Raw genomic sequence first — 24088 nt, forward strand, 5'->3', positions numbered from 1 at the left:
AAAACTCAGGACTGATCCGAGCCTTGTAGGTCCAACAGGGTTTCGACCAAGCGAACTCCCTCCTTATTGTCCAGCTCTTTATACCACCGCTTGAGTTTTGCCAGAGCCTGCCTGTCCCCAGGAAAATAGTGCAAATACTCAGTAAGGTGCTCTACTGCATCGGAAGCCTGACCATTGGCCATCAATGCATCAGCGTAAAGACCAAGATAGAACGCATTGATACTCGCCAGCCCCGCCATCGCATCCATGACTGCTTGATGATAACCAAGCTCACTACACAGGCCGACCATCATGGCCAGAGCCTGCTCTATTATCGGTGATCCCGGCAGATCCATGACTGGAATTAACTCAGCCAGAGCAGCTTCTGACTTGTCTTCCATTTGGTAAAGGGTTGCAGCAATTAGTGGAAGGTAGTCTATTGCACCTTCCGTTGCACTCAGTGACTCATACAAGAGCTGCAAGGTTTCAATGTCTTTTTTATCCTTAAGATACTGTACCCTGGCCGGTAGCGCATGAAGATTACTGGCCTGGCTTTGTTGAGCCAAAGCCTGAAGCGAGTCCCTGTGTAATTCCTCTTCATACGCTTGCCGTGCCTTTACAAAAGGGTCTTCTCCTTTACCAGCAGGCGCAAGACAAAACGCACGCCCAGGCTCATTTCGCTCAATCCATTTAAATGCCAGTGCCTGTTGCGCCTCAATCGACTCATTGAGCAACGATTGCTCACGCAGACGTATACGCACAGATTCCAGGCCAGCCTCAATATACTGTTGTAACCGTTTCGCACCTTCTTCCAGGGCTGTGTAATACGTTTCCAGGCGCTGTTTAATTTGCTCAAGCTGGAGCTCATCATCATCGGTAAACGTCTGTGCCATTCGCAAAAGTGCACGCACCGAGAGCGTTTTAACTATTTTGAACAGCTCTGGATACTCTTCTGACAGTTTCTTGTCCAGTCCTTCCAACTGTAGCTTGCGCTGAGGGTTGATGTATTCCCCCTCATACATATCGTTGTGGTGCTCCTGTGCTTTCTCCAACAAGACCAAAACTTCAACGATCTTGTTTTGAGCTTCACTCAAATCCTGTTCAAGTGATCGTAACCATTGCCTTTTACTCCCCTGCTTGGGCTGTGGCAGATGCAGTCTGTCCACCAGCAGTGATAGATTGAGTTCTAGTTCAGTTGGTGATTGAAATTGAACACCCTCTATACGAGCGGCACCAGATGATATGTTAACCACCCGGACCCCTTTCTCCGTTAATGTTTTTGCCTGCTGAGCGATGTTACGTGCCGCTGAAGCAAAATCAGGAGTAGTACAGGCCTGCTGTCCTCCATTTGTCTCAAGTACCAGACTGGAGAGATCCGTTTTTGGCCCAGCGGCTCTTTCCCTGCTACCTTTCGCGTGGGTGTAACCTTCCGGCGTAAAGCACAAATCAACGCCTGCAAGCAGAATATGTTGACTTCCAAGCCATGCAGCAGCGGAAATAGCCGAGTTCGTTACGGTGGGCCCACTCCCGTTAAAGAGGCACTTGGGGTTCAGTTCGGACTCCCACGGCAGCAACGGCCCCATGAAATATTTGCGATGAGGCCATTGTGACAGCAGCCTGGGGCTGACGTGATACTGGTTAATGAAAACAGTTCCTGGACCCAGTTTCAGCATATCCTTGCTGACTTGATAGCTGATATCGTGCGGATCTACTGAAAACACAAAATCGGGCTCAAGACCCACCTGCATTAACCGTCCAGCAATTCGAGAAACAGCAAAGACAACCAATTGCTCGCGATGTGACTTTATCCAGTCCAGGTGCTCATCCAAACTGGGTCCACCACCCAGTATGATAACGGTTCTGCCTTTCAAGCAGCCCTTGATGTCTGAAATAGGATTTTCATTATCCGCGCAATTCTGCAATTGACGTTGTACAAAAGCATCCTGTCCAAGAGAAACAAGGCTATTCCAGCGCAGCTCATTGATGTAACTACTGGCATCCCAGTACTCAGAACGGTATTGACCAACAAACCCATACTCTGCTGAAAGAGAACGCTTGAGGAATACACCATCCACATACAGGTAATTAACAATACAGGCGTTTTGTGATGCCTCTACAAACTGCTCTGAATCCACGAGGGATATCCGATCTTCAGCCAAACTCAGGTCGACTGTTGTTACTACCTGACTCAGGATCTCCGATGGTTCAAGAAAGATATAACGTGTACCCGCCGGCAACCCGCGATCCAATATGTAGTGGATAATATTGCCCGAGTCAGAGCCAACAAAGATGATCAGTGAATCTTCACGCGCCAGTAGCTTTCCAAACTCACGCTCTATACGCTCCCAGGCACTTTCTCGTTGAAACATGTCCCTGTTCACGGCGTAAAGATACTGTTCTCCAAACTGGTTGGTGAGCATCTCGTTATGGCTCAAAACATGCGTCCTTATACCTTGCTCTCGACCAGTAAACCGGTTGCATCCCCAAAAAACTCTTCAGACAAGTCTTTCATGCGCTTCATAAGCTCAAGCACTTCTTCTGTGGGAATCTGCCGGATTGTTTCTTCATTGTCTTTATTGACGACTTTCAGAACAACCTGTGATAAATCTTTGTCGATGGATATCTGAAGCCCCCGATTACTGACGGTTTCTACAAACTCACTAAGCTTTTCGACAGCATCCTGTACCGCTTTGGGGTCCGCTTTTTCAGTAGGTTCGACGGTATACCGTGGAGACTCAGGGTTCTGCTCCGCACTACCTGCTTGCCTGACTTTTTCTGTTTGGGCATTACCATCCATGCCTGTCAGTTTTTGGACCCCGCTACTTACCGCAACACTGTTGTTAACGTCCATAGGGCACACCTGTATTAATTTGTATCATCTAAAGCAAGCTCACCGGAAGTTCATGTACTCACCGGCAACATTGCGCCGTTTCTTAAGTAGTTCAATATCTTTTTGTAACGCCTTTCTCTTTGTACTCAACAAAACTTGATTATCATTATCAAGTTTTTGCAGCACATGGAGACGATCCTCAAATTGTTTAACATCAGTCCAGTCGATAAGACGGATACTGAAATCTCTGATTTTCTCTATTTCAATCAGTTCTTCGATTTGTTCATCCGTTAGCGTCTCGGTATGAGCAAGTATACTCGCCTGCTGACGCCCACACTCAAGGGCTGTTTCAATCAGCGTCTCCGTGTCTGCCTGCTTCAGCACTGATTTATCCAACATAGTTGAAAAGGCTCATCTGTTGGACCTTGCCAAAGCTCTGATAGGCAGCCTGCAGCGCAGTGGACTCAAGCGACAGTTGGCTGATGGCTTCATAATAGTCTGTATCTGCAAACAGGGAGCGTGTTGACTCGGTGAACGTTTGAAGATCAGTCAGGTTCCATTCCTGATCTTCAAGTACACGCAACCTGGAGCCAAGCTGTGCCTGTTGGCTGACAATGTTTTCGTACCAGCCGTTGACGCCCTGAGAGGCTGCAGAGGGGTCAGTGCCTGATTCCAGAGCCGTCTTCAGGTCCAGAATCTGGTTCAGGACATTATCCGTACTATCACCAAAAATTGCGCTTCCCGGGTCTGTGGACTGGATCGTTGAATTCTCACCGATATCCAGAAAACGCTCCCCAGAATCGCCTTGGTATTCGTAAGCAGTACCGCCCGCATTCAATACATAAGGCTCGGTATCTCCACGATAGCCAGCAAACATATACTCGCCCTGAGCATCCTGAGTATTCAGAAGCCCTTTGACATGATCCAGGATTCCATCCAACTCACCAGCCAGTATCTGCCGGTCATTATCTGACATGGCACCACTGTTGCCTCGAATCGCGATTTCCTGAACACGTTGCAGGCTGGTCACGACCGAGGCAACCGTCGTTTCTTCATAGCTGAGACGACGTTCGGAAACCGAAATATTTTCCCTGAACTGCTCGGTACGGGCGATAACACGATCAAACTTCATGATCTGTGTTGTCGCCAATGGATCGTCGGATGGCTGCTGCAGTTTTTTACCAGTGGATAATTGTTGCTGCAGCTTGTAAAGCCGTGAGTTGGCTTCGCTGATGTTGGTTTCATTCTGCGAGTAGAAGAGATTGGTTGATAGTCTCATAATCGTTTTCTCCTCTCTCAAACAGCCTGGATAAGGGCGTCAAAGATGGTTTGTGATGCACTGATAATCTGTGCAGATGCCTGATATGCCTGTTGAAACTGGATCAGCCTGACCGCTTCCTCATCAAGGCTAACACCACTGACAGACTCCCTTTGAGCTATTGTGTTGCGCAGTACCGCTTCAGAGGCACTGCGGTCCATTTGTGCCACTTTGGTATCTGTTCCGACCCTTTCGATCAACCGGCCATAACTGTCCTGATAACTGCCTTCAAGTGTTGTTGCCTGCTTCATCAAGTCAGACATCACCAAGCCGTTACGGTTATCGGATATACCAATACTTGAGCCATTTGCACTGAAATTATAGCCAACAGTAAAGGTATCATTGTCCTGTACCTGTCCACTCAGCCCCACTTCCAGCATGGTTCTGCCTGTCGCCTGATCGGTTAGTTCAAGCCTGTCAGGCTGTGCAGGATCAACGGTGACCGCCCAGGTTGTTGTACTGCCGTCTGTATCCGTAACCGTCCAGGCAGGAACAAGCGAGCTGTCATACTCAAGTGTAAGGGGTAGCTTGGGAAAGACATTACGAGGATCTGTCTCTGTAATATCATCGATTGTACTGACGCTGACGTTTGCCGTAGCTGTCCCCGCATTCCCGGTTGAAGCGGAAATGGTCACGGGTGAGGCCAGTGCCAAGTCTCGGCCATCGAGTATATTCAGCTCTATGTCATCTGCACCGGTTCGTACCGGGCTGATCATCATTTTCTCATTGGACGCGAAGGGGCCGTTACTATTCGCATCCAGCCTGAAACCATCCACCTGGAGGCGCAACTCGCCATTAGCCGGGTCAAACCAGATTTCATTCTCGGCATCGACGTCAGCGGCGCTACCCGCATCTGTGAAGCTGTTTTGTGTCCAGCTTTTACCATCACTTAGCCGAGTCAGGCGGAAGTCATCCTGTCCGGTAAATACCAGTTCGTATTCACTTGCCCGCAGTTTGGAGCTGTCAGTGATGCGCACGTCACCCGTAGCGTCAATACGTGACCGAAAGCGCGACTCCATGAGTTCGGCTGAGTTGATATCATTATAGAGCCTTCTACCCATTTCACCGTCGTAGTCGATACCTTTTTGATGCTGTGCGTTCATGGTATCGGCGAAGGTGATCGCCAAACGCCCCAGTTCGTTCAGGCTTCGATCCATGGTCTCACGACGATAGGTAATCAGACCTCCCAGTTCACCACCTGTCAGCATGTCAGTAATGACATTCTCTTTACCCGCAATCACCACACCAACCTCGTAGCGCGATGGATTGAATTCATTTTCACGGGCAACGAATTCATACGCTGACTGCCCCACAACGAGTGGCTGACCGTTGCCTACAAATACACTGAACTCACCATTGGACTGTTCGATGACCTTGATGTCCACCAGAGACGAAAGCTCTTTGACAGCCTCATCACGCTGGTCTTTCAGCTCAAACGCATCTTTGCTGCCGGCTTCAGCGATGCGTATGCGGTCATTCAAGTCGGCTATTTGACCTGCAGAAACAGAAACCTGCTCTGTAAGCTCGCGTATTCTTGTATTAACTGTTTCGTTGATCTGTGCAACACGGTCGTGAAGGTCATGGTAGCGGCGCACAAGAGCACCTGCCTCTGCCAGAAAAAGTTCACGATTTGTAAGCGAAATAGGGTCATCGTTGGCGGCCTGAAGCGAAGCAAAATAGTCATCCATTTTTACCGTCAGGCTGGTGCTGTCGCTGGCCAGCAGATTGTCCAGCTGGCTAGCCAGCTCTTCGTATGCCTTGGAAGCCTCAAATCGTGAGTTGTCACTCCACAGGCGAGCCGTAATGTACTGATCCGCTATCCGAGCAACATTGTCCTGAACGACACCGCCGCCTTCCAGGCTGTTGAACTGGGCAACTTGTCGAGTATACCCCGGTGTATTGAGGTTCGTAATGTTATTACCGACCACACCCAGTCCAGACTGAGCGGCACGTGTACCTTGAACTCCGAGTGACAGCAGGCCATATGACATTACGATGTTGCTCCGTTATTTGTGCGGTGCCACGCACCTTCACCGTTTACTGTGTGGTTATCGGCCAACAATCAGCCTTCTTTAGTGCCGCGGCCCAAACCGGCCAGCAAGTCACCGCTGAAAATACGTTCTATCTTGTTGGCATATTCAGGGTCGGTGGCATAACCGGCGTTGTGCAGTTCACGTACAAAGCGGGTCGGGTCTGCACCCTGTTCCAGCGCCTGTTGATAACGCGGGTTGCTGCGCAGAAAATCAACGTAGTCGCTGAAGCTATCGGCATAGCTGTCATAGGCACGAAAGCGAGCCTGTTCCTTCTCGGGTACACCGCCACGGTATTCCAGCGTTTGTACCTTCGCGGTATCACCTTCCCAGCCGCGGTGAGCCTTGATATTGAACAGGTTACGACTACTCTCACCGCTTGTTGCATCACGGGTGATGAACTTGCCCCAGCCGGTTTCAAGCGCAGCCTGCGCCAGCAGCACATTAGGGTTTACACCCAACTCTTTCCCCGCTTGCTCGGCCAGCGGCATCAACTTCTCAATGAACTCGGCTGGCGTTTCAAATCGGGCCGGCAGGGTTTCTTTCACAGCTGCGGTTTCGGAGCCGGCCTTGTCCTGATCGGTCAGTTCCTGGGTTACAGGTTGAACCGTATCGCTGTTGCCTTCCTGCTCAGACTCACTGGCTGATGGTGCACGGTAGTTTCCAGCCGGTGTTTGCGGCAGCGGCTCGCCACCAAAGGCGCGTGACAGCATCTGTTCAGTCATCGACTGCTGGTCACCTTTTTCTTCATCTTGCCCCGGTGCCACGACAGGCGCGTGTTGCTGACTCAGCTGTTTGACGATGATATCGGCCAGCCCGATGCTGTCCTTTTTCGACAGATCCAGCGTCAGCTGCTGGTCAAACATCTCCTGATAAAACTTTACGTCACCGGAGTTGAACGGGCTGTCTGACGCCAACACGTCACTGGCCTGACGCATGCTTTTGAGCATCATGTTCATGAACAGTTGCTCAAACTCCTGCGCGACACCTTTCAGGGCGGCTTGTTGGTCATTGCCAGCCTGAGTTTTCAGCTTTTGCAGCTGGTTCAGGTCAGTAAAAAGCGCCGCTTGTGAAGGTGTAAGCCTGCCGCTGTCGATCGCCATATCAGATCACCACCAGTTCAGCCTTGAGCGCACCGGATTGTTTGAGCGCTTCAAGAATCGCCATCAGATCACCGGGCGCTGCCCCCACCTGATTGACCGCTTCAACGATGTCGCTCAGGGTTGCACCTGGCGCAAACTCGAACATGCGGCCCGAGCCTTCTTCAATCTCAATCTCGGTACGCGGTGTCACCACGGTATTACCACCGCCAAGCACATTGGGCTGGGCAACATCCAAATTTTCGGTAATGGCAACGGTCAGACCACCATGAGTGATGGCCACCGGCGATACCCGCACGTTCTGACCGATGATGATGGTGCCGGTACGGGAGTTGATGATGACCCTGGCTGTTTCTTCACCGGGCTGGACTTCGAGGTTCTCCAACACAGAAAGGAACGAGACCCGCTGTGACGGATCGCGCGGAGCTCGCACACGAATAGAGGCTGCATCGAGTGCCTGTGCCATATCAGGCCCCAGCAGGTTATTGATCTGCTCGGCCACTCGACGAGCGGTAGTAAAGTCCGGATGGTTGAGGTTGAACATCAAGCTGTCACCCTGTGCAAACGCATTGGGCACTGTGCGCTCAACAGTCGCACCGTTGGGAATCCGCCCGACACTGGGCACGTTCAGAGACAGGCGCGAGCCGTCACTGCCTTGTACACCGAAACCGGACACCACCAGGTTACCCTGTGCTATGGCATAGACATTGCCGTCAGCACCCTTGAGCGGCGCCATCAACAGACTGCCGCCACGCAGGCTTTTGGCATCACCAATGGTGGAAACGGTGACATCAATCGGCTGACCCGGTTTGGCAAAAGGAGGCAAGTCCGCATGGATCGCGACTGCTGCAATATTCTTTGATTTCGGGTCAACATTGGGAGGAATCGCCACGCCGAAATTGTTCAGCATGTTACGGAATGTCTGTGAGGTAAAACTGGTTTTGTCACCAGTACCGTCAAGCCCCACTACCAGGCCATAGCCCACCAGCTGGTTGGTACGCACACCCGCTACGCTGGTGATATCCTTCAGCCGTTCAGCCTGCACAGGAGCAGCCAGCAGGGCCGACAGAGACAGTAACAGCAATCCAAGTCGAAACATTTTATTCATGGTGTTCTCCTTAGAAGCTCTTAAAATGGCCACAACGGACTGATAAAGAAGCGTGCCAACCAACCCATAACGTTTGCGTCATGAGTGGCACCGGTGCCGCTGTAGGTAATGCGAGCATCAGCAAGGCGTGTAGACTCGATACTGTTGTCAGGTCCGATATCCTGTGGCCGCACCAGACCACTCACGCGGATATATTCATCCCCCTGATTCAGGGTCAGCCATTTTTCACCGCGAACCAACATGGTACCGTTGGGCATCACCTGATGAATGGTCACGGTAATATTGCCACTGAGGCTGTTACGCATATCGGAATTACCCGTGCCCTCAAAACCGCTGTTGCTGTTCATGGAAGCACTGAGAGGGTTGCCGAACAGGGTCAGATCCTGACCCAATACGTTGGGTACACCAATACCGATATTGGTGGTTTTGTCGGTATCGGTTGATGAGCTTTTAGAAGACTGGGTGCGCTCCGTCAGGACCACCGTGATAATGTCACCCACACGATGCGCACGCCCGTCGCTGTACAGATCCATTCCGGTGCCCGCCTGATAGATAGAGCCATTCACCGGTTTGGGTTGCTGCATCTGCGCGGGCTGAATTGGCGCATAATAGGGATTATCCGGCTTGGGGGCCTTATTGACACATCCCGTCAGCAGCACCAAGCCAAACAATGGCCACAGTCGCAAAAGTCTGGTCATCATTATGTTCACCTTAGCCTGTCATTAGAGCTGCTGGCTGACATAGGACAGCATCTCGTCTGCGGTCGAGATCACTTTGGAGTTCATCTCATAGGCGCGCTGGGTGGTGATCATATCCACAAGCTCTTCGACCGCATTCACATTCGAGCCTTCAAGCATCCCCTGCTTGATGATGCCGCGCCCCTCTTCTCCGGCAAGGCCAACAATCGGCGCACCGCTTGCAGCCGTTTCAATGTACAGGTTCTGGCCTGTTGCCTGCAGCCCCTGGGGGTTAACAAAATCGGCCAATTCCAGCTGTCCCAACTCTTGAGGGTTGGGATCACCCGCTACCGTTACACTCACGGTGCCATCATTGCCCACCGAAAAATTGGTTACCTGGTCCGGCAGGGTGATTGCAGGTTCAACCAGGTAGCCTTCTGAAGTGACCAGACGGTTCTCGCCATCAAGGTGCAACTCGCCATTGCGGGTATAGGCGATGTCACCATTGGGCATGGCAACTTGTAAAAAACCACGACCATTGATTGCCACGTCAAAAGGCTGGTCAGTGATCTGCATGTCACCGGTACGAAACATCTTCTGGGTGCTGACGGTACGAACACCGCTGCCCAGCTGCAGACCAGAGGGCAGCATTGAGTCTTCACCGGTAGCCGCACCGGGCTGGCGACGGATTTGATACAACAGATCCTCAAACTCCAGCCGATCTTTCTTGAAGCCAACAGTACTGACGTTGGCCAGATTGTTGGAAATTACCTTGAGCTGAGTATCCTGTGCACTCAGACCGGTTTTAGCAACATGCAAAGCACCGTGCATGGGTCAGACTCCTTAATATCAGCTCAGTGAAAGAATCTCAGACGCAGAAGTAGACATCTCTTCTGCCGTCTTCATCATTTTGACCTGCATCTCAAACTGACGCTGTAGGCCGATCATGGCCGTCAGTTCGGAGATGGCGTTTACATTACTGGCTTCGAGATAACCCGAACGAAGCTGAGCATTGAGCGCCTGAGGCAAGGGCACATCATTATCGGTGTGCATGAAGCCATCACGCCCCTTGAACAGCTGACCATTTTCCGGCTGTACCAGTTTTATCTGGTCTACCAGTGCAATTTCGACCGCATTCTCACCCAGCGGACGGATGGTAATAGTGCCATCATTGCCGATCGTAATATTTTCGGCTGGCGGAATGATGATCGGAATGCCTCCCGCGCCGATCACCGGCAAACCGCTGCCCGTCACCAGCTGGTTGGCGGCATTGATCTGCAGGGAGCCATTACGGGTATACACTTCGTTGCCGTCCGGTCCCTGAATGGCGATCCAGCCATCACCTTCCACAGCCACATCAAGATCGCGACCGGTCTGCATCAGCGTACCGCTGTCCATATCCGTACCAGGGCGTTCGCTCATAGAATACACGCGAGACTCGAAGCCCTCACCCAGCACCCGCATGGCACGGGCCTGCTCGAAATCACTTTTGAAGCCGGTGGTCGTGGCATTGGCCAGGTTGTTGGCATGAGCTTGCTGCGCATACATGTTCTCGCGCGCGCCGGTCATGGCGACATACAGCACTTTATCCATCGTTTACTCCGGTAAAACCTTGCCGTTTTAACTGGCTTTACCTTGTATCAAGCAAACTATGTGCCATAAACGAGAAAGCCGGGCATATAGCCCGGCTTGTGGTGTTGATATACCACTGATCAGATCTGCAGAATCGTCTGCGTGATCGCATTCATGGTCTCTAGGGTCTTTGAGTTGGCCTGATAGTTACGCTGACCTTCAATCAGCTTCACCAGCTCTTCGGACAAATCAACATTGGACGCTTCAAGTGCAGCGGAGCGCAACGTGCCGTTCAAGCCTGTTCCGGGCGGGTTCACAATCGCGTCGCCTGAATCCAGCGTGGCGGCCCACTCGGTATCACCACTCGGCTGCAGACCCGCCTGGTTTTCAAAGGTTGCAACGGCCACCACACCCAGCGACTTGTTCTGTCCATTACTGAACGAAGCCACCATTTCCCCGGTTGCAGAGAACGTCACACCAATCAAGTCACCTTTGGTGTAACCATCCTGTAGCGACCCCTTCACGATGGATGCGGAAGCAAACTGAGTACTACCGGTCAGATCCAGTGTGATTTCAGTCAGAGAGTTGGCTGGATCCGCACCCTTAATGGTAAGAGCAGGTACCTGTCCACCAGCCGGAAACGCCTGACCATTAATCTCTCGCAGCAGACCGTTGGTGGGGTTAAACTGGACCAGTATCGGCCCCGGCTCAGTAAGCGTTCCCTTGCCCGGATCCTGTACCTTACCAATATCCAGCAACTCTTCATTGTTCAGGTAGGCATACATGCGATAGTAGCCTCTGTAAGAGTTATCGCCCTGGATTGAAGCATCAGCATCATGCGCAGCAGTGACGTTACCGGTTACAGTTACTGGATAGGGATCGTTAAGCTGGCCAGGCTCTGGAGTGATGTCACCCTCATCTGCTTTAAAGCGCACCTGCAATATAACGTCGCCTGCAGCGTTGGTCGTAGCCTGTATTGATTCTATCGAAGGGTTGTTCTCCAATATACGGGCTTCACGTGCCGCAATCAGCCCAGCAATGCCATCGGCTGTATTATCAGCAGCTGAAACCTGAATTTCTTCCCCTGCCAAAGAAATGGTTCCGCTGCCTGCACCCGGGGTCACGGTATATACGCGGACCTCATTAGCATCACGATAACGGTCTTCTACCGCTGTATTGAGGTTCGCAAGGGCGGCTCCACCTTCTTCCACCAAAACATCACCAGAATCCGTAGCCCACGCTTTCAATTCAAAGCTGAGCTCTCCCGTGCCGGTATCGTATACAACCGTCGAGAGATCGATGCGGTCATCAGCAACTGCCAGTTCATCATAGCCAGTTGTCGCGGGCGAGTTGTCAATCAATCTTCCATTAGCGTCAAAATCCCCTGCCTGGAGCTGGATACCGGATATTTCTGGATAGTTGGTGGGGGTTGTAAGCTGAAAGTTGAGCACCTGTTTGACTGGGCGCTGTTCCGCAAAGTTGTACTTGATAGTGTGCTCATTACCCAAGCTGTCAAAAGTACGGTCTGTCGTTGTCCAGGTAAAAGAACCCGGCTCATCCTTGTTGTATGTCGGTAGAAGAGAAGCTGCATCAGAGCGCGCATCAATATTGAACGACAAATCGATGTTTTCAGTTGCTTTTGGTGGACTTTCTTTCTCAGTGACTGCCATGTTGCCAATTGGCAGCCTGTTACCATCGGCATCAAGGCCATACCCTTGCAGGTATTTCCCGTTTTTGGAAACGATAAAGCCTTCTTTATCCAGCTCAAACGCACCGGCTCGGGTGTAGGTCACACTGCCCTGACCATCATCAAGCTGGAAAAAGCCTGAACCATTGATCGCCAAGTCCAGGTTGTTGTTGGTGAACTCAATGGTACCGGCACTGAAATCCTGGGCAATATCGGTCACGGTGACACCTGACCCAGGGGTATTGGACGAACCCGCACCGACAACGGCAGTGGCATAGATATCACCAAACTCGGTACGCGATGACTTGAAGCCTACAGTGCTTGAGTTTGCGATGTTGTTACCAGCCACATCCAACATGGCTGTAGATGCTTTGAGACCTGTTACGGCTGTGCTGAAACCTGCCATTGTTATTACCTCGCTAGACTGTGACTGGGTTAGCCCAGCTGTTTCACTTCACTCATGTCAATGGAACCGATGGCCGTATTCACTTTCATGCCAATTCCATTTTGCCCCAGAGTGACGCTGTTGATATTGAAACCCATGTAGGTGGCCACCTCTTCGTACTCGCCGTCCGCCCCCATAGGAACTTCAGCCACTATCCGGTAGTTACCCGGTGGCACGCCTTCTCCGCCCTGCCACACAAAGTTATGATCACCCTTCGGTTGCGCCCCCATACTGACTTGGTCAATCTGATTGCCGCCCGCATCGTAGATGGTGATGCGTACATCATTGACACTGTTCTCCAAACTGACCAGCCCATCCACATAACCTTCTTCCTGATGCAATTGGGCAATATTCGTATTCACGTATGCACGCTGCCCAACCATCGACGAAGCCTGTAACGCTGCCTGACTACTCAGCATTGAGTTACTCATGTTTTCCATGGTCTTGGACAGGTTTTGAATACTTTCAACGTTGCTCAACGTGGAAATTTGCTGCATGAAGTCAGCTGGATCCGCCGGACTGGTCGGGTCCTGATTCTGCAGCTGCGCGATCAGCAACTTCATGAACATCTGACTTTCTTCAGACTGAGAATTCAGCGCCTTGGACTGCGCCTGGTTCTTCTGATTGATCTGATCGTAGATGTTGTTACTGCCGACGCCGTTTACATTGCTCATGGCGTTATCCTCTTACTGACCTTATTGCCCCAGCGTCAGCGTACGCTGCAGCATCTGTTTGGCCGTATTCATAATATCGGCGTTGATCTGGAACGAGCGCGAGGCTGAAATCATATCCGCCATCTCTTCCACCACATTTACGTTCGGGTACCAGATATACCCGTTTTCATCGGCCATCGGGTGATTCGGTTCGTACGCCATGCGCAGGGGCGAATCGCTTTCGATGATCCCTTTAACATCAACACCTTGGCCCGGCACCAATGTCTGCAGGTGATCAGGCAGGTGTTCAGTCTGAGCTTCCTTGAGTGCAAACACCGGCTTGCGGGCGCGGTAGGTTTCCGCTTCGCTGGAACTGATGCTTTCCGCATTAGCCATGTTACTGGCGGTGGTGTTAAGCCGCACTGTTTGCGCTGTCATGGCGGAGCCCGCGATGTTGAAAACGTTACTCAACGACATGTTTATTCACCCTTGATTGCACGTGTCAGCCCCTGGAACTTGCTGTTCAGAAACTGAAAGGACGCTTGATAACGGAGCGCATTGTCTGTGTAGCGAGCCATCTCTTCCTGGGTCTCTACCGTATTGCCATCTACTGACGGCTGGTTCGGAATACGAAACATCAGGTCAGCCGCGGCATCCGGTGACAAAAACTCGGATTGATGACCGGATGCCGTTTTCTTCAACGACAGATTGGCGCCAGCGGTTTCACCTTCGAGCACGGCACTAAAATCCAGATCACGGGCCTTGTAGTTGGGCGTATCCGCATTGGCAATATTGTTGGCCAGCACCTCAGCACGTCGCGCCCTGAGTATCAGGGCGTTTTCATGAATCCCCAGTGCTGAGTCAAAGTTGATCGCCATTGCCGCTTATCCGTTACAGGTTGCTATATCTGTAATTAAGCAAGCAACGTGCCAGTAGCGAAAAAACCCGTGATGGGTGGCTTTGGGAAAGTTCGGACAGTTTCAGGGAGGCAATATACAGCGGCAAGCGGCAAGGCTGTACCGCTACAAATAATGCCGAGCGGCAAAGGGCGGCAAGACTGCCGCTCAGTTTTCAGATTGCCTGGTAGATAATACCGGGGCGGCAGTGGATCATTTTATACAAGTCAGACAGGCCTGAGAGAGACTCGGAAGCACCCAGCAGCAGATACCCCCCCGGGCGCAGCTGCTTGTGCATTTTGCGCAGGATTTCGAGTTTTACATCTGACGAGAAGTAGATCAGCACATTGCGGCAAAAAATCAGATCAAACTGCCCCAGTGAACTGTAAGGCCCAAGCAGGTTGAGGCTTTGAAAGCGCACCCGGCTCTTGATGTGGGGTTTGATACCCCAGCTACCGGTGGGTGATGACTCAAAGTAGCGGTGCAGCCGCTCCTGAGACAGACCACGCCCCAACGCCAGCATTTCATATTCACCCCGTCGTGCCTGATCCAGCACCGTGGTGGAAATATCAGTCGCCAGTATTTCTTCGCCAGACGAAAAAGCCCCGGCATGACTCTGTTTGAACTCGTCAATCACCATACTGATGGAGTACGGCTCCTGCCCGGTAGAGCAGGCCGCAGACCAGATTCGCAGCTTCTGAAAGCGACTTTTCTCATGCAGCTCAGGCAGAAGCTTATTACGCAATATTTCGTAGGGATGAATATCACGAAACCAGAGGGTTTCGTTGGTGGTCATGGCGTCAATTACCTGCTCTTTCAGGCTGTTGCCACCCGCTCTGCCAAGACGCGCCACCAGCTCACTGAGGCTTGAACACCCTTGCTGCTGCATGATCTTGCCCAAGCGGCTTTGGACCAGGTACTGCTTGTGTTCAGCCAGCAGAATGCCGCAGCTTTTTTCAAGAAAACTGCTGAACTCACGGAATTCCGCTGGTGTAATACTAAAGCTGCTGCTCACCCGGAGACGCTCCCCGTCAGCCTTGTTCGACCTGGCGGATACGGTTGACTACCACTCCGGCCAGATCGTTCGGGTTGAATTTGGCCAGGAATCCGTCGGCCCCTACCTTTTTCACCATCGATACATTGAAACCGCCGCTCAGTGAAGTGTGCAGCACCACATGCAGTTTAGACATACGCTGGTCTTCACGGATCATAGAGGTCAGGGTGTAGCCGTCCATTTCAGGCATTTCGATATCAGAAATCACCATCAGGAAAAAGCTTTCAACATCCACCCCTTTTTCGACCAACCCTTTCAACAGATCAAGCGCCTGACGCCCATTGTTGGCAATCGAAACTTTCACGCCAAGGTCTTCCAGGCTGCGCTGCATCTGATTGCGCGCCACGGCCGAGTCATCGACGATCAGAACGTGGCGCTGGCGTGCGCGGGCGCGATCATCCTGAGTCGCTACTTCATCGCTGACATCAGTGGACATCGGGTACAGGTCCGCGAGGATTTGTTCTACATCCAGAATCTCAACCAGCTTACCTTCGTACTCGAAAACAGCCGTCAGGTAATTCTCGTTACCGATCTCTTTCGGCGGGGCCATGATCTGGTCCCACTGAGTATTCAGGATACGGTCAACCTTGCGCACCATGAAGGCAAGCGTACGGCGGTTATACTCGGCCACAATCAGGAAGGTTTTGGGCAGATCTTCTTCCGGGATTGGCCTGCGACCAATCGCTTCAGACAGGTCAAGTACCGGGATGGTTTCGCCACGTATATGCGCCATCCCCTTGATTGCACTGGTCTGGCGCGGCACTTCAGTCAGATCCGGACACTGCAGCACTTCTCGTACCTTGAATACGTTAATGCCGTAGCGCTGATTGGTTTCCAGCCCGAAAAGCAACAGTTCAAGACGGTTCTGACCGACCATCTGCGTGCGCAGGTTTACAGTATCCAGGATCCCTGACATGATTTAACCAACCCCGAGGTCGCTAACAATGAGTTTCGCCCGGCTTCGAAAGCCAGGACACCCGCGTGAATAATATCAATTTAACACCAGTTGCCACTGTTTTTGCCATAGTCTGCATCCTGATGCTGCCTTTTTCGGCCTCTGCCGATGATACCGCAGCACGGATCAACTTGCAGGTGACTGAAGCCATTAAACAACACTTGTTGTCTAAAGTACCAGACAGCCGGGTCGAGGTCAGCCTGAACCCGGTCAATCAGCACCTGCAACTCGCACCCTGTGAAGCTCCCGTTCATGTAACACTGCCCTTCCACAGTGGTGAGCGCATCACCGCAAAAGCCAGTTGCAGCACTCCACGCTGGAGCCTTTTTGTCACCGGCCGAGTGAAGCAGTATAAAGCGATTGTGGTCGCTGCAACGCCAATCGTCAAAGGCAGCCGTATAAGCGCCGGAAAATTGCAGCTGCGGGAGCGCGATATTGCCAGTTTGTCAGGTGATTATTTTTACCGTCAGCAGGATGTCGTCGGAAGTCAGGCCCGCATCAGTATCAGCGCCGACACTCCGATCTCCCCCCGCATGCTGACTCAGGCAAACGCTGTCAGCCGAGGCGATCCGGTGATAATCGAGGCATCCCGAGGCGGCGCTGTCATCCGTACCGAAGGGACTGCTCTCGAAGACGGACGTATTGGCGACATAATTGATATCATCAACAATCGCTCAGAGCGACAAATCCGTGCACGCGTGGATGGTGGTGGCGTGGTTCGCGTTCCATGATCACCGGTTAGCAGCCGCTGGCCTGTTCCGCTATACTGCCGGTTAGTTCACTAATGTAAAAAACCTTAAAGTTTTACTCAGGGCGACCGATACCCTTGCATAGAACTGATTGCGAGGTAATTTAAAATGGCTATCGATTTTCCCGGCCTGTCTCCCGCCCAGTCGGCAGGCAACCGAGGTAAAGTCAGTGAGCAGCAGACCCAGGCCACCGGCAACAACACCGGAAACAAGCCTGCAGACAATACACCTGCTCGGAGCGACGACACTGTACGTATCAGTGATACAGCGCAAGCGCTGCAGCGCTCTGTGGGCGAAAACAGCGGAAACGCAGATGTGGACAGCGACCGTGTCGCTCAGATCAAGGCAGCCATCGAAGATGGCTCCTACAAGATCGATAATGAGCGTATCGCCGACCGTATGCTGCAGCTTGACAGTTTACTCGGCTGATAACTGATGACTGACCAGCCCGTCAAGGATATCAGTATCCAGTTTGGCGCCCTGATCGACCAAGGCACTGCACTATTGTCACAGCTGCAGACACTGCTCGACACAGAACTCACTGCGCTTGAGACACGCGATCTTGAACAGCTCAAACAAAGCAACCAGCAGAAACAGGAATGCCTGCTGGGACTTGATCGCAACATTCGTGAGCGCAACGATCTGCTGACAAAGCTTCAGGTTGAAACCAACCGCGATGCTGTCATTGTCTTCATCCGTACCCTGCCCGCGCCCGCCAGCGAATTGCTGGAGCAGGCATGGCAGCGCCTGGAACAGTCACTGGAACAGGTACGCGTGCTAAATCAGCGCAACGAGCAGACGTTGGTACGCAGTAAACAAAATACTGACCAACTGCTGGCATTACTGCAGGGGCATGCCCAAGGCAACTCCATTTATGACCAGAAAGGTGACAAGGGTCGCTACGAAGGTCAACGCAGGCTGGGTAAAGCCTAGAAAATTTGGACTTCTGACGGTAGAATCCACAGCCTTGAAATGCCTCAGTAGCTCAGTTGTATAGAGCAGCCCCCTCCTAAGGGGCAGGTCGCAGGTTAGAGTCCTGCCTGGGGCACCAGTCTTTTTTACATCAACCAGCTTCTGACGCCCCACCACCCATCGCCACTACCACTCTGTTGCGGCCACTGTTTTTGGCCTGATAAAGTGCATCATCGGCTTTGCGCAACACCCTCTGATAATCGGGGTGACCATCAAAGCAGGCCACACCCACGCTGATGGTGGCTTTCAGCTCTTTGCCATCGTACAGCAGGAAACTTTCCCGCTCGACGCTTTTACGCAGCTTCTCCGCCACAGTCCTGGCACGCGTGGCATCCATATCAACTGCAATGAGTAAGAACTCTTCACCACCCAAGCGGAACAGGTAATCGCCGGAACGGCTGTTGTTCAGCAATATCAACGCCAGCTGTTGCAGGACACTGTCCCCTGCCTGATGCCCATGAATGTCGTTCACTTGCTTGAAGTGATCGATATCAATAGCAAGGACGGCGAAGGCTGTTTTCTGAGTGCGGGACTGGCTGACCTGCTTGCTCAACACTACCGGCATGAACTTCCGGTTCAACAGCCGCGTCAGCACATCTCGACCGGATTCCAATTCATCGTTGCGCTCAAACAAATTGCTGAGGTGAAAGCGTATGCTTTTAACCTTATCCCGCAGGTCTCGCAGCAGATGTACGCGTGAATCCTGGCTGATGGCGATGGTGTTACTGCCATCCGATCCGAAAAGCGGCAGCAGCACACTGTCAATCTCTTCCATGGTATCCATCACCGCGCCGGCCTCAGCCGAGCCCTCAAAGGCATGAATACCTTTGTGACGGAACCATAAACCAAAGTCCGACGACTGTATGCGCGGTAGTTCACTCAGTTGAGTACCAACCGCCTGACTGAACATCAACTGATTTTCCCAGTCGAACAGAGCCGCCCTCTGCTGCTCTTTCTCGCTGGCAATATTCTGGGTTATGGCAAAAAGTCGATAGGCCTCTTCAGATCGCGAATTTCGATCGTGTGACAGGGAGTAGGCGTGCCCCATAACCTCCATTGTCAGATCGATGGTATCCGATGCCAGTCGCATCGCCGCATACTGATCTTCATCTGGCAGATTTGGCACTTCATGCAGCAGCTGTACAAAGCGATCCTTGAGGCAACGTGCACCTCTCAGCACCAGATGAACAGGTATGCCTATGCGAGCATGCACTTCACCGATCTTGCGTTGTTCCGCTATCAATCGCAGCACATCATCTTCAGTGGTCGAAACAAACAGGCCCGCAACCCAACGCTGCATGGACTGACCCAAACGACTCTGTACTTCATCGTTTGACAGAAACTGTGATGCAGCGGGATCACCCAGCATCTCGCGATAAAAGTGCTCTGACAATGAGCTCGCGTGCTGCTGGGAAAAGTCGATGACAAACTGCTGAACCTCTGCGCTGAAGCGTTGATTGATTGCAGTCCACTCTGTACACAATTGCTCGGTCGAAAAGCGAGGCATGATCACTCCATGGCCCGTAGGAAGGAAACATCAAGTTAAAGTGTATCATGGCCCACGTTCTTATTGATCCGACTCAAAACCTTATGGTTGGCGAACGCACACTAATATTGCTAGTATGCAATCAGGTTTGGCTTTGATGTATGGCCTTTCCCGCTTTCCAGCGAAAGAATCTCTCCCGAAAGGGCAACCACTGTTCGCAGTGGGCGCAAAGCCTAGGGTCTGCAATGGATGAGACTGCCTGGCTACCGAAAGAGAGATTCGCCCTACCCTTATTTCCGTGCTACCTGTCCTGTAATAGACTTCGGGCCTCCCAAATTGCGTTCCTATTTGACCTCATCTTCTCGTCCTTTTGGCAACTCTCGGCTTAGTGCCTTTTCAACCGCACCCGCTGACTTGGCGTAGCGTGCCAGCAAGTTATACAGCACCGGAATGATGAAAAGAGTCAGCGTGGCGGCAAACAACAACCCGCCCAGAATGACCACACCAATAGCGGCACGGCTTTCCGCCCCCGCTCCTGTCGCCAGCACCAGTGGTATCGCACCGAAGATGGTGGAGATGGTGGTCATCAATACCGGTCTGAAGCGCATGATCGCCCCCTGGAGAATCGCCTCATGTACGTCCAGACCCTTATCACGCAACTGATTGGCAAACTCCACAATAAGGATGCCGTTTTTGGCCATCAGCCCCAGCAACATGATGATGCCGATCTGGCTGTAGATATTGAGACTGATCCCCGATGCCCAAAGCGCAGCCAGTGCTCCCGTCACAGCCAGAGGCACGGTCAGCATAATAATCAGGGGGTGAATCCAGCTCTCGAACTGAGCCGCCAACACCAGGAAGACAATGACAAATGCCAGTGCAAACGTCAGATAGATCGCCGCTGAAGATTCCTGAAATTCACGGCTGAGTCCCTGATAGCTGACACGGGCTTCAGGTGGCAAATAGTCCTGCGCCAGCCCGTTAAGGTAATTCAGTGCCGTACCCAGGTCATAGCCGGGCGCCAGTGAGCCACTGATAATGACGGCAGGCAAGCGGTCGATGCGCCGCAGGTCTGGGTTCGCCCCCACCTCCTCTACATCCACCAGTGCCTGCAGCGGAATCAGGCCGCCCCCTTCACGCGGGCGAAGATAGATCCGCCCAAGGTCAGCTGGCGTCGCCCTGCTCGCATCCTGCGCCTGTACGATAACATCATACTCACGGCCCCGATCCATGTAGGTGGTAACCTGACGTGACGCCAGTACGGTTTGCAAGGTCAGCCCCACATCTTCAACCGTGACATCAAGATCAGCCGCACGCTGGCGGTCGATGTCAACGCGCAGCTCTGGTCGAGTCAGCTCGAAGTCGGTTTCAAGGTTGATCAGGTTAGGGTTTTCCTGCGCTCGCTGCAGGATCTCTTGGCTCCAGCCTTGTACGCTTTCATAGTCAGGCCCTCCGATTACAAAAGAGACGGGCTGACTGAAGCCACTTTGCCCCAGCCCCGGCGGGTTGATCGGAATCGAGCGCACGCCGGGTACCTGTGCCAGTTTTGGAAATAACTCAGCGGCAATGCTCTGCTGTTTAACATCACGCTGATCCCAGTGGCTAAGACCCAAGATAATAAAAGCGTTGTCAGCTTCACCACGGAAACCGACAATCGACAGCAAGCGTTCCGCGACTCCGTCTTCAAGATAGGGCAGCAGTCGCTGTTCGACCTGGCGCACATGATGCTCGGTATAGTCGGCTGTGGAACCACGCGGTGCCTTGCTGGGCATGATAATGACACCCCGATCTTCGGTCGGCGCCAACTCCTGCGGCAAGCGCGGAAAGATCACGGCTGCCAGCACCAGGCCAGCAAGGCCAATCCCCAGCAAAAGACCGGGTTGACGCAATGAGAAGCGCAGCAACCGTTCATAGCCTCGGTTAAGCGCCCCCAATACACGTTCGCTTGCCATCCAGATCCGGTGTCCCTCTTCCTGCTCTGGACTGTGTTGAAGCCACTTGGAGCACAACATCGGGGCCAGCGTCAGTGCCACAAAACTTGACACGATAACTGCCGAAGCCAGTGTGAAGCCGAATTCGCTGAACAGGCGACCAATATTCCCGCCCATAAATGAGATCGGCACGAATACCGCCACCAGTGTCAGCGTGGTGGCGATCACGGCAAAGGCAACCTGACGCGCCCCCAGATAGGCGGCCACCAGTGGTTTCTCACCCTCATCAATACGACGCTGAATGTTTTCCAGCATGACGATGGCATCATCCACCACCAGACCGATCGCCAGAATGATCGCCAGCAGTGTCAACACGTTGATGGAGAAGCCGAGAAAGCCAAGGCCGATAAACGCACCGATGACCGCGACCGGTATGGTCACGGCCGGTATCAGAGTAGCCCGCCAGGAACGCAGGAAGATGAAGATCACCAGTATCACCAGTGATACCGAGATCGCCAGCGTGACCAGAACTTCCTTGATGGATGCGCGAATAAAGATCGACTCGTCATAGCTTTCGGTGATGCTTACTTCAGGCGGAAGACTCTCCCGAATCCGACTCAGCTCTTCCTTCACCCGGTCTGAGACCGCGACCGTGTTGGCCTTCGACTGACGCGTAATCCCCATGCCTATGGCGGTCTGTCCATTGGCACGCAAACGACTGACATCAGACTCAACACCCAGTTGCACATCGGCCACATCGCCCAGTCGCAACAGCACGTTACCGTCACGGCGAATCACCATTTCACGGAACTCTTCAACCCGGTTGAGCCGCCCCTCCGTGCGCACGGTAAAGTCACGACTGACCGACTCCACCGAACCACCGGGTAACTCGACATTGTTGGCCCGCAGTGCCCGCTCCACTTCAGCCACCGTCATATCACGCGCCGCCAACCGCTTCGGGTCCAGCCAGACACGCACGGCATAACGACGCTCGCCGCCAATCCGTACCTCCGCCACACCATCGACCACCGCCAAACGGTCTTTCAGTACCCGGTCAGCAAAGTCACTCAGCTGTGCGGAATCCCAGATATCGGATCTCAGGGTAATCCACATCATCGGTCGTGCATTGGAGTCCGCCTTGCGAACCACCGGGGGATCTGCTTCATCCGGCAATCGGTTAATCACACGGGCCACGGCATCACGCACGTCATTGGCCGCCACATCCACATCACGCGAGGTGGTGAACTCGATGGTGGTGCGTGATTCGCCCTGCTCGGTACTGGATTCAATGGAGCGAATACCCTCAATACCGCTGATTGCACCTTCGATCACCTGCGTAATCTGGGTATCCACAACCTCGGCGGCGGCGCCGGTATAGTCAGTCGAAACAGATACTACCGGCGGATCGATGTCGGGATATTCACGCACCGGCAGCTGATTCAGGGCCGCCAATCCAAACACCAGAATAAGCAGGCTCATGACCGTGGCAAACACGGGTCGCTTGATGGAAATATCGGACAACACCATGTTCAGGACTCCTGCCGGATCAACTCAGACGCCGGAATGGCATTATCCGTACCTTCAAGAATCTGCAGTGCATCACCACTGGAAAGCCGATCCTGAGCCGTGATCACAACCCGATCTTCCGTGTTGATGCCCGAGAGAATTTCGACCTTGCCCGGCTCACGACTGCCCAGCTGTACCGAACGGCGTTCGGCCGTATTGTCGTCAGTGGCGACGAACAGATAGCGCTCATCCCCCTGCAGCAGCACTGCCTGCTCAGGTACGACCAGCGCCTCGCGCTGCCTGAGTGTCAGCCGAACCGACATAAACTGCCCCGGACGCAGACGTCCTTCACTGTTGTCGATCAGTGCCCTGACCTTTAGCGTTCGGCTAAGCGGGTCGATTCGGGTATCCAGTTCCGCCAGTTCACCCTGAAACACTTCGCCAGGCCAGCTCGAGGTAACACTGTTTACAGGCTGCCCTGACTGCAACTGGCCGACAAAACGCTCAGCTACGGCAAAGGTCAGCTCCATCTCACCGCTTGCATCCAGAGTGGTCAACGGGTCTCCGCTTTCAACATAGGCACCTGGACTGAACTCACGCAGCCCGACTACGCCTGCAAAGGAGGCCACGATACGGTGGTTGGCTGCCCTGACTCTGGCTGCCTGTCGCTCGGCTTCGGCCACATTGACGGTTGTACGCAGTTCATCCACCTGAGCCTGAGATATGCTGTTGCTGTTGCGCAACTGCTGGGCTCGGCGCAATTGACGCTGAGCATCGGCCAACCGTGCCTCAGCCACCGCCAGATCAGCCTGAGCCTGACGATCATCCAGCTGCACCAAAAGCTGCCCCTTTTTCACTTGCTGACCGGTGGTGAAATCAATCGCTACAATCCGCCCGGTAACCTCACTGGTCACCACAACTTCATCGCGCGAGCGCAAGGTGCCAACCGCTTCAATTCTATCCCTGACTGTCTGTACTTCTGGCTGGACCACGTGTACGGCTTGAGGACGTTTTTCCCGCCCCTGTTGCTGCTCAACGGGGGCAAGCTGATGCCAGGCAAGAGCCGCCAATGCCGTCATAACCATGATCAACAATCCTGTTAGCCATTGTTTCACGAATTTTTTCTCCCTCTATTGCCCG

At 52.9% G+C, this 24088-nt stretch carries 22 protein-coding genes, 1 tRNA gene and 1 riboswitch; of the genes, 4 read left to right on the forward strand and 19 right to left on the reverse strand.

All coding sequences use genetic code 11. The features are described 5' to 3' along the window. Positions 1-5: 5 nt before the first annotated feature. The 16 genes from ACAM29_RS12480 to ACAM29_RS12555 all read right to left on the reverse strand — a co-directional run bounded on the left by ACAM29_RS12480 (position 6) and on the right by ACAM29_RS12555 (position 16265). A complete protein-coding gene (locus ACAM29_RS12480; RefSeq protein WP_369624333.1) occupies positions 6-2414 on the reverse strand; it encodes a motility associated factor glycosyltransferase family protein in 2409 nt (802 codons plus the stop codon). Positions 2415-2425: 11 nt separating this feature from the next. Then, positions 2426-2830 (reverse strand): flagellar protein FlaG, encoded by a 405-nt coding sequence (locus ACAM29_RS12485; RefSeq protein ID WP_369624334.1) that lies wholly within the window; start codon positions 2828-2830, stop codon positions 2426-2428. A gap of 39 nt (positions 2831-2869) precedes the next feature. Next, entirely contained in the window at positions 2870-3193 is a 324-nt protein-coding gene (locus tag ACAM29_RS12490; RefSeq protein WP_369624335.1) for a hypothetical protein, read from the reverse strand. 4 nt (positions 3194-3197) lie between these two features. Then, a complete protein-coding gene (flgL, locus tag ACAM29_RS12495; RefSeq protein ID WP_369624336.1) occupies positions 3198-4088 on the reverse strand; it encodes a flagellar hook-associated protein FlgL in 891 nt (296 codons plus the stop codon). Positions 4089-4105: 17 nt separating this feature from the next. After that, positions 4106-6118, reverse strand: a complete 2013-nt coding sequence (gene flgK / locus ACAM29_RS12500) for a flagellar hook-associated protein FlgK (protein WP_369624337.1) — start codon at positions 6116-6118, stop codon at positions 4106-4108. A 71-nt stretch (positions 6119-6189) separates the two neighbouring features. Next, positions 6190-7260 (reverse strand): flagellar assembly peptidoglycan hydrolase FlgJ, encoded by a 1071-nt coding sequence (gene flgJ, locus ACAM29_RS12505; RefSeq protein WP_369624338.1) that lies wholly within the window; start codon positions 7258-7260, stop codon positions 6190-6192. 1 nt (position 7261) lies between these two features. After that, complete coding sequence (locus tag ACAM29_RS12510; protein ID WP_091822883.1) at positions 7262-8356, reverse strand: flagellar basal body P-ring protein FlgI; 1095 nt, start codon at positions 8354-8356, stop codon at positions 7262-7264. 29 nt (positions 8357-8385) lie between these two features. Further along, complete coding sequence (gene flgH / locus ACAM29_RS12515; protein ID WP_340147925.1) at positions 8386-9066, reverse strand: flagellar basal body L-ring protein FlgH; 681 nt, start codon at positions 9064-9066, stop codon at positions 8386-8388. A 21-nt stretch (positions 9067-9087) separates the two neighbouring features. Then, on the reverse strand, positions 9088-9873 hold the full coding sequence (gene flgG / locus ACAM29_RS12520; protein WP_091822542.1) for a flagellar basal-body rod protein FlgG: 786 nt from the start codon (positions 9871-9873) through the stop codon (positions 9088-9090). An 18-nt stretch (positions 9874-9891) separates the two neighbouring features. After that, entirely contained in the window at positions 9892-10635 is a 744-nt protein-coding gene (flgF, locus tag ACAM29_RS12525) for a flagellar basal-body rod protein FlgF (RefSeq protein ID WP_091822545.1), read from the reverse strand. A gap of 119 nt (positions 10636-10754) precedes the next feature. Then, complete coding sequence (locus ACAM29_RS12530; protein ID WP_369624339.1) at positions 10755-12707, reverse strand: flagellar hook protein FlgE; 1953 nt, start codon at positions 12705-12707, stop codon at positions 10755-10757. Between the two features lie 29 nt (positions 12708-12736). Further along, positions 12737-13420 carry a flagellar hook capping FlgD N-terminal domain-containing protein gene (locus ACAM29_RS12535; RefSeq protein WP_091822550.1) on the reverse strand — a complete coding sequence of 228 codons (684 nt, stop codon included), beginning with the start codon at positions 13418-13420 and terminating at the stop codon, positions 12737-12739. 21 nt (positions 13421-13441) lie between these two features. After that, a complete protein-coding gene (flgC, locus tag ACAM29_RS12540) occupies positions 13442-13876 on the reverse strand; it encodes a flagellar basal body rod protein FlgC (protein WP_091822552.1) in 435 nt (144 codons plus the stop codon). 2 nt (positions 13877-13878) lie between these two features. Beyond that, positions 13879-14277, reverse strand: a complete 399-nt coding sequence (flgB, locus tag ACAM29_RS12545) for a flagellar basal body rod protein FlgB (RefSeq protein ID WP_206838977.1) — start codon at positions 14275-14277, stop codon at positions 13879-13881. 193 nt (positions 14278-14470) lie between these two features. Beyond that, entirely contained in the window at positions 14471-15310 is an 840-nt protein-coding gene (locus ACAM29_RS12550; protein ID WP_091822558.1) for a protein-glutamate O-methyltransferase CheR, read from the reverse strand. Positions 15311-15326: 16 nt separating this feature from the next. Next, positions 15327-16265 carry a chemotaxis protein CheV gene (locus tag ACAM29_RS12555; protein WP_206838975.1) on the reverse strand — a complete coding sequence of 313 codons (939 nt, stop codon included), beginning with the start codon at positions 16263-16265 and terminating at the stop codon, positions 15327-15329. A 65-nt stretch (positions 16266-16330) separates the two neighbouring features. Between ACAM29_RS12555 and flgA the strand changes: the two genes are divergently transcribed. The 4 genes from flgA (at position 16331) to ACAM29_RS12575 (ending at position 18104) form a co-directional block, all read left to right on the forward strand. Then, positions 16331-17035, forward strand: coding sequence for a flagellar basal body P-ring formation chaperone FlgA (flgA, locus tag ACAM29_RS12560; protein WP_369624340.1), 705 nt, complete (start codon positions 16331-16333; stop codon positions 17033-17035). A 126-nt stretch (positions 17036-17161) separates the two neighbouring features. Further along, positions 17162-17482: a flagellar biosynthesis anti-sigma factor FlgM gene (flgM, locus tag ACAM29_RS12565; protein WP_206838970.1), complete on the forward strand. Its 321-nt coding sequence runs from the start codon at positions 17162-17164 to the stop codon at positions 17480-17482. A 6-nt stretch (positions 17483-17488) separates the two neighbouring features. After that, the gene (locus tag ACAM29_RS12570; protein WP_369624341.1) at positions 17489-17986 is read left to right on the forward strand and encodes a flagella synthesis protein FlgN; all 498 of its coding nucleotides are present in this window, start codon (positions 17489-17491) and stop codon (positions 17984-17986) included. A gap of 41 nt (positions 17987-18027) precedes the next feature. Next, positions 18028-18104: transfer RNA gene (locus tag ACAM29_RS12575), tRNA-Arg, on the forward strand. A 12-nt stretch (positions 18105-18116) separates the two neighbouring features. On the opposite strand, the gene ACAM29_RS12580 is transcribed toward ACAM29_RS12575, so the two are convergent. The 3 genes from ACAM29_RS12580 to ACAM29_RS12590 form a co-directional block, all read right to left on the reverse strand. Next, positions 18117-19532: a diguanylate cyclase gene (locus ACAM29_RS12580; RefSeq protein WP_369624342.1), complete on the reverse strand. Its 1416-nt coding sequence runs from the start codon at positions 19530-19532 to the stop codon at positions 18117-18119. Positions 19533-19704: 172 nt separating this feature from the next. Then, positions 19705-19782: riboswitch (cyclic di-GMP riboswitch) on the forward strand. Between the two features lie 73 nt (positions 19783-19855). Further along, positions 19856-22969 (reverse strand): efflux RND transporter permease subunit, encoded by a 3114-nt coding sequence (locus ACAM29_RS12585; RefSeq protein WP_369624343.1) that lies wholly within the window; start codon positions 22967-22969, stop codon positions 19856-19858. 2 nt (positions 22970-22971) lie between these two features. Then, positions 22972-24063: an efflux RND transporter periplasmic adaptor subunit gene (locus ACAM29_RS12590; protein ID WP_369624344.1), complete on the reverse strand. Its 1092-nt coding sequence runs from the start codon at positions 24061-24063 to the stop codon at positions 22972-22974. Positions 24064-24088 lie beyond the last annotated feature (25 nt).

The organism is Marinobacterium sp. BA1 (assembly GCF_041155135.1).
Lineage (GTDB): Bacteria > Pseudomonadota > Gammaproteobacteria > Pseudomonadales > Balneatricaceae > Marinobacterium > Marinobacterium iners.